Raw genomic sequence first — 9,150 nt, forward strand, 5'->3', positions numbered from 1 at the left:
TCATCCGTGGTAAGATGGGTGTAGGTCATTTGTGGTCACTCCTTTGTATTCTTTGGTCGGAATTACAAGTTGAGTGTACCACAAATGGCTGTTTTAGTTGTCTAGCTTAATTTTACAATCGGCGTAAATAAAAAAAGTGATGGGAGGTAGAAAATGGACATATCAAAGCGACATAATTATCAATCTAAATTAATGACTTCAAATGCGAAACAACTTATTGGTATAGGTAAGGCTCATAGTAAGATTATATTGATGGGAGAGCATGCGGTTGTCTACGACTACCCTGCGATTGCATTACCTTTTAATTCGGCCAATGTGACTGTGACGATCACTCCTTCTAAATCTAATCATACTTACATTCATAGTTCATATTATGATGGCATTATAGAAGATGCGCCGGAATCTTTAGATAACCTTAAGCAAGCTATTGAAGTGACTCTGAGTAGCTTTAAATTAGCGAATACGCCTATGGATATTACTATCGATAGTTCGATTCCTTCAGGGCGAGGTATGGGTTCGTCAGCTGCGGTTAGTGTCGCGCTAGTTCGTGCTTTGTGTGATTTTTACAAGCAAGAAATATCTAATTATCAGTTGAATTTCATTGTGAATCAAGCCGAGGTTATCGCCCATGAATCAACAAGTGGTTTAGATACTCTTTTAGCTAGTACAAATTCACCGGTTATTTATCGTAAAAGTCAAACAGCAAAAACGATTAAAATTAACCTAGATGCTTACTTAGTTGTAGCTGACAGTGATATGCCAGGTCAGACGAAGACAGCCGTGAGTAAGGTGAGACAATTAAAAGAATCGAAACCAGATTTTATTAGAACGGTGATGAGGGCCATTGGTGGCTTTGTCCAACAATCTGTTGATGCGATTCAAGCGAAAGATATCAATGAATTAGGTCGCTTGATGACATATAACCATTACTATCTCAATCAATTAGAGATTTCAAATGCCCATATTGACCGTATCGTTAACGCTGCTTGGATAGCCGGTGCTTTAGGTGCTAAACTTACAGGCGGAGGCTTCGGTGGCTGTGTAATCGCACTAGCTCAAACTAAAGTCGAAGCCGATTTGATTCAACAAGCAATGATGGATGCGGGCGCAACAAAAACTTGGTCATTAGATTTAAAAACAATATAAGGTGAGGTTTATAATGCAACATAAACAAATGGATACAACAACGTATCGTGCTTATACTAACATTGCTTTAATTAAGTATTGGGGAAAACGAAACAAAGAATTGTTCCTTCCCGTTACAAGTAGTCTTTCTTTGACGCTTGATCAATTTTATACAGAAACAACTTTAGAATGGAATTCTCAATCCAATGAGGATACCTTTACCTTAGATGGTCAAATACAAGACATTAACGCGATCGAGAAAGTATCGCGTTTTATTAATATGTTCAGAGATTTATCTGGTATACATCGACCAGTACACGTAAACAGTACCAATCATGTTCCAACTGCAGCCGGTCTTGCCTCTTCGGCATCGGCTTTTGCAGCTTTAGCTAGTGCCTGTAATGATTTATTTGAGACAAATCTATCGAATAAAGAACTGTCTACCTACGCTCGTCGTGGTTCTGGAAGTGCTACTCGTAGTTTATTTGGTGGCTTTACCGTTTGGCATAAAGGAATTGGGAACGAATCGGATTCAAGTTTTGCTGAGATGATTGATGAGGCTGATTGGGATATTGGTATGCTTGTTGTTATGATTAATAAAGAACAAAAGAAAATTAGTAGTCGTGTCGGAATGGAACATACTATCGAAACTTCTCCTTTCTACAAACTTTGGCCGGAAACAGTGGCTGAAGATTTGGAAGCAATCATTCCTGCCATTGAGAATAGAGATTTTCCGACGATTGGACAAATCGCAGAACATAATGCGATGAAGATGCATGCGACGATTATTGCTGCTGATCCAAGTATGACTTATTGGGAACCTGAATCTCTGACTGCAATGAACATCGTCAGAGAACTTCGTGAAGCTGGCATTCCTTGTTACTTTACAATGGATGCTGGACCAAACGTGAAAGTTCTTTGCCGTTTAAGCCAGGCCGAAGAAATTAAGAAAGCCTTTGAAAAACATTTTTCAAGTGATCGTCTAGTTATAACTGGACCTGGAAAAGGACCGCATAAGATTAGTTAGGAGTGTAGATATTGTCAACACAAACATCGATACAGGATCTTTTCAATCGAACGTCCTTCAATGAATCTAGTACCGTTAATGTACCAGGGAAATTATTTATAACGGGTGAATATGCGATTTTATTCCCGAAACAACCGGCTATTATTATAGCGGTCGATCAATTCTTAACTGCTCGAGTTACTGCGAGTGAGCATACTGAAGGTGGAGTAATAACGACTAATTTGTCTGAATTAGGTCCTTTGAATTATGATCGAAAAGATAATCATTTCCAAGTTGCACCAAATACTGCAACTGGTTGGCACTATTGTATTAATGCGATTCGTGTCACTGAATCACTTTTACGAAGCTTAAATGTCTCTATTTTAAATTATAATATTCAATTTAATTCAGACTTAATTAATAAAGATGGGTTAAAATTCGGTTTAGGCTCAAGTGGTGCAATTGTCGTAGCGACGATTAAAGGGATATTAGCTTATCATGGAGTACAAGCATTAGACCATGTGACTATCTTTAAACTGGCTGCGATTGCGTTGGCTTTATCGAAATCAAATGGGAGTTTGGCTGATATCGCGACAATTACGACTGGTGGCTGGGTTTATTATCAATCTTTTGACCGTGAGTGGCTGAAAGAGATGGTTCACGCAAACACACCGGTGGCTTCCTTGCTGTTAATGGATTGGCCAGACCTTGTTATTGAGTCCTTAAGTGTTCCGGCTGAACTAACTTTATTGATTGGTTGGACGCAATCCCCTGCTTCTACTGAAAACTTAGTTGGGCAATTACTTGATCGATTAAATCAAGCTGATGACCAATTCAAAGCATTCTTAAAGAATGCAAAAGCATCGGTTGAACGCATGCGTATTGGCTTTCAAGAAAAGAACTTAACTGCCATTCAAGATGAGATTCAAGTATATCGGCAATTACTCTTAGATTTGAGTCATACCTATCAACTAGACATCGAAACGAATGAACTGACTCAATTTATTGAAACAGCCCTTCCTCACTCATACATTGCTAAGTCCTCTGGGGCTGGTGGTGGCGATTGCGGCATTGCTATTGGCCATAAAGATATCAAGACAGAGACTTTAATTAAAGATTGGGAATCGGAAGATATTGTAGCTTTACCACTGCAAGTAACTCCCCCCTTCTCTACGGAAACAACATAGTATCGGAGGCAATTATGACAAAAGAAAATCAACCTTCACTTGCTCAACAACGAAAAGATGATCATGTGAACTTGGCATTAGAACAACAAAGTAAATTACAAACATCTGCGTTTGATGATATTCGCTTTATGCATCATTCATTCAGCGAGGTGAAATTTGACCAAATAGATACATCAACTCAATGGGCAAATACGACACACCGTTTTCCTTTCTATATCAATGGAATGACCGGTGGTTCAACCTATACGAAACAATTCAATGATTCACTATCAACACTTGCACATGAGACAGGCTTAGCGATGGCATCAGGTTCTTTCAGCGTCGCTTTGAAAGAACCTGAAGTCAGAGATTCGTTTACGATTATACGTAAAAATAATCCGAATGGTTTTGTTATGGCAAACTTAGGTGCACATCATGACTTAGAAAACGCTAAACGTGCTGTTGACTTATTAAAAGCAAATGCCTTACAAATCCATCTGAATACACCCCAAGAAGTTGTCATGCCTGAAGGTGACCGTGATTTCTCAACTTGGAAAGAGAATATTCAACAAATTGTTGAAGGCTTAGATGTTCCTGTAATTGTTAAAGAAGTTGGTTTTGGAATGAGTAAAGAAACCATGGAAGAATTAATTTCACTAGGTGTTAAAAACATCGATGTCAGTGGGCGTGGGGGCACAAACTTCGTTAATATCGAAAATGACCGCCGGGATACGATTGATTTCAGCCTACTAGGCGAATGGGGACAAACAACCCCTGAATCCTTATTGGAATCACTTTCCTTACAAAAAGAAGTGAATATTCTTGCCAGTGGTGGAGTCAGAAGCTTTTATGATATCGTAAAAGCACTTGCGCTTGGTGCCAAAGCAACTGGCCTATCTGGTAAATTACTTCAGACAGTCCACTTAGAAGGTGTCGATGCCGCTACAAAAATCGTTCTGGATTGGGAGAAAGCAATCAAACATATGCTTCTATTACTCAACTGTCATAACATCCAAGAACTACAAGAAACTCAATTATTACTACGTGGTCCACTACGTGAATATGCTGAATTACGTGAGATAGATTATAAATACCTCGCAAGACGTTAAAAAAATCCCATTGCCTCTTCATTGAGACAATGGGATTTTTAGTATTTTCTATGCATGGTTAATTGTATCAACAATTAATTGAATTGGTTCACTATGGTCACTAATCTTAAAGGCTTTTGTTAATTTGTCTTCAACTTCAGAAATATCTTCTGTATTCGAGTGAATAACAACAATCGGATCGCCTTTTTTAACTGAATCTCCAACTTTCGCTTTAAGAACTACACCAACCGCTGGATCGATATCATCTGTATACTTCTCGCGCCCTGCGCCAAGCAAACTACAAGCCACTCCCACTTCAAGTGCAGTCCAATCACTAATAACTCCATCACGGTCCGCTTTAATTTCAGTTTGATATTTTGCTTGTGGCAATAAGCTTGGATCATCAACAACCGCTGGGTTTCCACCTTGGTGTTCAATAAACTGACGGAGTGTTTCTAACGCCTCTCCATTTTCAATTTTTTCTTGTAGTACGGATTTACCTTCTTCTAAGGTTTCGACTTTATTCGCAGCTATTAACATTTGGCTACCTAATACTAGACATAACTCAGTTAAGTCACTTGGTCCTTCGCCTTTTAATGTATCAATCGCTTCTTTAATTTCTAAAGCATTCCCAACAGCAAAGCCAAGTGGTTGACTCATATCAGAGATAACTGCTAATGTCTTACGATTCACTTGTTCACCAATTTGAACCATTGTTTTAGCTAATTGTCGCGCATCATCAACGGTCTTCATGAACGCACCGTCACCTACTTTAACATCCAGTACAATTGCATCGGCACCTGAGGCAATTTTCTTACTCATAATGGAACTCGCAATTAATGGAATCGATTGAACAGTACTTGTCACATCACGTAATGAGTACATTTTCTTGTCTGCGGGGGCTAAGTTTCCAGTTTGACCAACAACCGCCACTTTATTCTTGTTTACTAGTTCGATAAATTTCTCAATCGGTACTTCAATCTCAAAGCCTTCAATGGCTTCAAATTTATCTAAGGTTCCACCGGTATGTCCTAGACCACGTCCACTCATCTTAGCAACAGGAACGCCGGCACTCGCTACTAAGGGTGCAAGTATAATCGTTGTAGTATCTCCAACTCCACCAGTTGAATGTTTGTCTACTTTAACGCCATCAATCCCGGATAAATCAATTTGGTCTCCACTTTCAACCATAGCCATCGTTAAATGACTGGCTTCTTTTTCGTTCATTCCTAGGAAGTATACAGCCATCATCCAAGCACTCATCTGATAATCTGGAATAGATTCATTTGTAAATCCTTCTACCATAAAGCGAATTTCCGCTTTCGTTAACTCTTCACCCATTTGTTTTTTCTCAATGATATCGACAACTCTCATAACTTACCTCCAATTCTTAGATTATTTGCTTCTTGTAATTTCTTGTACATTTCCTTCAGCATCACTTGATAATATGACATCAGGATAATTTAAAAATAAACCATGTTCGACAACCCCAACCATATTACTTAGCTCAAATGCTAATTGATGAGGATTTTGAATCACATCTAAATTTAAATCAATAATATAATTACCAGAATCTGTAATAAATAATGTATCTTGACCTGATTTTCTAAATGTAGGATTCATGCCAGACTGATCGAAGGTACGGAATAACTTCCAACTACCAAATTGAACAATTTCGACCGGTAGTGGGAATTTACCTAAAGTGTCGACTAATTTATCTTCCGTCACAATCCAAATAATACGTCGACTGTTTTGGGCAACAATTTTCTCATGGAGTAATGCGCCCCCACCACCTTTAATACCGTTAAAATCACGAGTCGTCTCATCAGCACCATCAACAAGCAAATCAATAAAGTTCACATCATCAAGCGAACGACTCTCAATGCCTAATGATTGCATTTGTGTTAATGTCTGACGTGACGTCGCAACTCCAACAATGTGTTTCAATTCGCCAGCTTGTATTCTTTTTCCAACTTCATCTATAAAGAAATATGCAGTTGATCCTGTACCAAAGCCAACTACCATCCCATCTTCCACATAATCTGCTGCTTTTCGTCCAACAGCTTCTTTACCTAAAGACATTTGTCATCCACCTTATCTTTTCTCCTATTTGAGCTCCTATTCACTTTGGTAGCCCTATCAATTAAATTATAGCATACTCATGATTACTTGTTGCCTTTGATATCGTATAAATTATCTAATTTTGTTATAATGAATGTATTGACTATATCAATAGAACAGCTTCTAGGAGGATTCAATGAAACAAGTAGTTAAAATTAAATGCCCTGTGTGTGAAACACCCGCTTCACAAGAAGTAGAAACACGTGTAAACTCAAAATTACAGCCGAACTTGAAAAAAGACTTATTAAATGGCCAACTACAATATTTTGAATGTGGTAATTGTGGTACACGCAGACAAATCGAAACAGAATTCTTATATCATGATCCAATAAAAGAATTTATGGTCTTTTTAGTACCAAACTTAAAAAATAAACAAGATCAATTGAGTACACTTTTAGAAAATGTGACTCGCGACGAGAAAGTGGACTTATCTGATTACGAATTGCGTATTGTGACACACCATGCTGATTTAATAGAAAAAATTCAATTATTTGATCATCACTATAATGACCGTGAAGTTGAAATTGTTAAATTGTTGACTGATGGGTTATTTGCGAAAGAAAAACCGAATGAAGATGTTAAATCGCGCTTCTTTTATATGAAAGATGGCGTACCAAAAATTATGTACATTACGGCTAATGAACAACTTTTAGTTGATTTTAGTGATAATTTACTTAAATTCGCCAAAGACAAATATAAGAAGATAGTGAATACAACAGAAACTGGTCAATTCCATTTAATCAATGCGGAATGGGCGGCACATGCTTTAAGTAGTAACTAATTAAATAAAACCATCTAAATCTCTTTACAAATTGCGTTTGAGATTTAGACGGTTTTTTATTATTGTTCAATTTCTTTGCGTGTATGAGCTTCTTTTACAATATAGAGTGGGCGACGCTTAGTTTCATTAAAGATTTTAGCGACGTACTTACCAACAATACCTAAACAGAATAATTGCAGACCACCCATACCAACGATGAGTACCGCTAGACTAGGCCAGCCTGGTGTTGTTGCTCCGAGAAGAACTGTCTTAACGATAATGTAGATTCCATAAATACTTGAAAGGATAAAGATAATTAAACCTAGCATACTTGCAAATGTTAAAGGCGCATCTGAGAAACTGATGATGCCATCGAAAGCATATCGAATGAGTTGGGTAAAAGACCAAGATGAATCGCCGGCGCTTCGCTCAACATTATAGTAATCTAAATACTTCACTTTATAACCGACCCAACTAAAGATCCCTTTAGAGAATCGATTTCTCTCTGGCAAGCTTAATACAGCATCGACAACTTCGCGCTTCATTAAACGATAGTCTCGAACACCTTCTTCTAATTTGACATCCGAGATGACATTATTCAACTTATAGTATAAATTGGCGAAGAATGATCTCACTGGCGGCTCACCCTCACGGCTTACGCGCTTCGTTCCTACAACATCATAGTCTTCTTCTGTAATTAATCGATGCATCTCAACAAGCATCTCAGGGGGGTCTTGTAAGTCCGCATCCATTAAAGCAACCCACTCACCTTGAGCATACTCAAGCCCTGCCATAATTCCCGCTTCTTTACCAAAATTTCTTGAGAAAGAGATGTAGCTAACTCTATCTGGATATTTTGCAGCTAATTGCTTAATAACTGCAAGTGTATTGTCACGAGATCCATCATTTACAAATAATGTCTCAATAAAAACAGATGGCAATTTCTTTTGAGTTTCTAAAATCGCATCCATAAAAATTTCCAGCGTATCCTCTTCATTATAAGAAGGAACGACAATCGTCATAATATTACTTGTCAAAATGATTTGCCTCCTTAACAGCAACTTTTTCGGTATGTACCGAATTGATTGGTTCATCTTCACTCGAATCATCTAGTAGAATTTTCCGCGATACAAAGTTAAATATCATCACAAAACCTGTGACGAAAATCTTACTTATCATGACTGCCACACCAAACCATTCTACAAATACGAACATCAAAATCTGTGTCAAGATAAGTCCGACGATACTCAGTGATAAGAAGATTGTAAATTCTTTATAGCGTTGGTCTTTTCCAAACTTACTAACAAAAATAAATCGCATACTTGCCCAATAATTAAATACGGTGGCAATAATGAACGCGATGGCTGTGCCGATTAAGTAATTCATGCCCAGTATTTCATAGCTAATATATAGCACAATAAAATCAATCAGTGTTGAGATCCCACCGACAACAGCAAAGTTAAAAAACTGTTGTATCAAACGTTTCATTCATTATCCTTCTTTCTATACTTTATTAAATCATTCATAGGTTGATAGACAAAAAATGATTCTCTTTCTATTTATGCTTACAATCAAACTACTTTATATGTGTGTTTCATTATACACACTGATTATGTTCAAAATTACTACCCTTAATAGTAACGGATTTTAGGCCAATATAAAAGCATAACATGCCGTCCGTTGTTTTATTCTCATGTTTAAAAAATGAGGTTTGTTTCCAAACCTCATTCTACACTTTAGTTGTTATATATTTATGAATATTTATCCTGAATAATTCATACTTTTAAATATTGAGTTATTCTAGTCGTTATTTTTCAATTTTGGATCACTTTATCGAAATTAAAATATTTTAATCGATTTTCTAAGCTAAAGAAAAACTTTTTA

The 9,150-nt window shown here is 37.3% G+C and carries 9 protein-coding genes; 5 read left to right on the plus strand and 4 right to left on the minus strand.

Annotation, left to right across the window (positions count from 1 at the left end):
- Window positions 1-153 precede the first annotated feature (153 nt).
- Genes mvk through fni form a run of 4 tightly spaced genes read left to right on the plus strand, consistent with a single transcriptional unit; the run spans window position 154 to window position 4,406 of the window.
- Window positions 154-1,146, plus strand: coding sequence for a mevalonate kinase (gene mvk, locus ACEN33_RS11075; RefSeq protein ID WP_407090952.1), 993 nt, complete (start codon window positions 154-156; stop codon window positions 1,144-1,146).
- A gap of 13 nt (window positions 1,147-1,159) precedes the next feature.
- Window positions 1,160-2,152: a diphosphomevalonate decarboxylase gene (gene mvaD, locus ACEN33_RS11080; RefSeq protein WP_235888763.1), complete on the plus strand. Its 993-nt coding sequence runs from the start codon at window positions 1,160-1,162 to the stop codon at window positions 2,150-2,152.
- Between the two features lie 11 nt (window positions 2,153-2,163).
- Window positions 2,164-3,318, plus strand: a complete 1,155-nt coding sequence (locus ACEN33_RS11085) for a phosphomevalonate kinase (protein WP_407095110.1) — start codon at window positions 2,164-2,166, stop codon at window positions 3,316-3,318.
- 14 nt (window positions 3,319-3,332) lie between these two features.
- Window positions 3,333-4,406, plus strand: coding sequence for a type 2 isopentenyl-diphosphate Delta-isomerase (fni, locus tag ACEN33_RS11090; protein WP_407090954.1), 1,074 nt, complete (start codon window positions 3,333-3,335; stop codon window positions 4,404-4,406).
- Between the two features lie 48 nt (window positions 4,407-4,454).
- Here the strand turns inward: fni and ACEN33_RS11095 are convergent, their stop codons facing one another.
- Window positions 4,455-5,759: a pyrimidine-nucleoside phosphorylase gene (locus ACEN33_RS11095; RefSeq protein WP_407090951.1), complete on the minus strand. Its 1,305-nt coding sequence runs from the start codon at window positions 5,757-5,759 to the stop codon at window positions 4,455-4,457.
- A 21-nt stretch (window positions 5,760-5,780) separates the two neighbouring features.
- Window positions 5,781-6,467 (minus strand): ribose-5-phosphate isomerase RpiA, encoded by a 687-nt coding sequence (rpiA, locus tag ACEN33_RS11100; protein WP_197104179.1) that lies wholly within the window; start codon window positions 6,465-6,467, stop codon window positions 5,781-5,783.
- Between the two features lie 175 nt (window positions 6,468-6,642).
- Between rpiA and ACEN33_RS11105 the strand changes: the two genes are divergently transcribed.
- Entirely contained in the window at window positions 6,643-7,287 is a 645-nt protein-coding gene (locus ACEN33_RS11105; RefSeq protein ID WP_338489832.1) for a CpXC domain-containing protein, read from the plus strand.
- 59 nt (window positions 7,288-7,346) lie between these two features.
- On the opposite strand, the gene ACEN33_RS11110 is transcribed toward ACEN33_RS11105, so the two are convergent.
- Both ACEN33_RS11110 and ACEN33_RS11115 read right to left on the minus strand, forming a co-directional pair.
- Window positions 7,347-8,303, minus strand: a complete 957-nt coding sequence (locus ACEN33_RS11110) for a glycosyltransferase family 2 protein (RefSeq protein WP_407090950.1) — start codon at window positions 8,301-8,303, stop codon at window positions 7,347-7,349.
- Window positions 8,293-8,754: a GtrA family protein gene (locus tag ACEN33_RS11115; RefSeq protein WP_407090949.1), complete on the minus strand. Its 462-nt coding sequence runs from the start codon at window positions 8,752-8,754 to the stop codon at window positions 8,293-8,295. The genes ACEN33_RS11110 and ACEN33_RS11115 overlap by 11 nt, the downstream gene beginning before the upstream one ends.
- Between the last annotated feature and the right edge of the window lie 396 nt (window positions 8,755-9,150).

This window comes from Ruoffia sp. FAM 24228, from assembly GCF_045528575.1.
Taxonomy (GTDB): domain Bacteria; phylum Bacillota; class Bacilli; order Lactobacillales; family Aerococcaceae; genus Ruoffia; species Ruoffia halotolerans.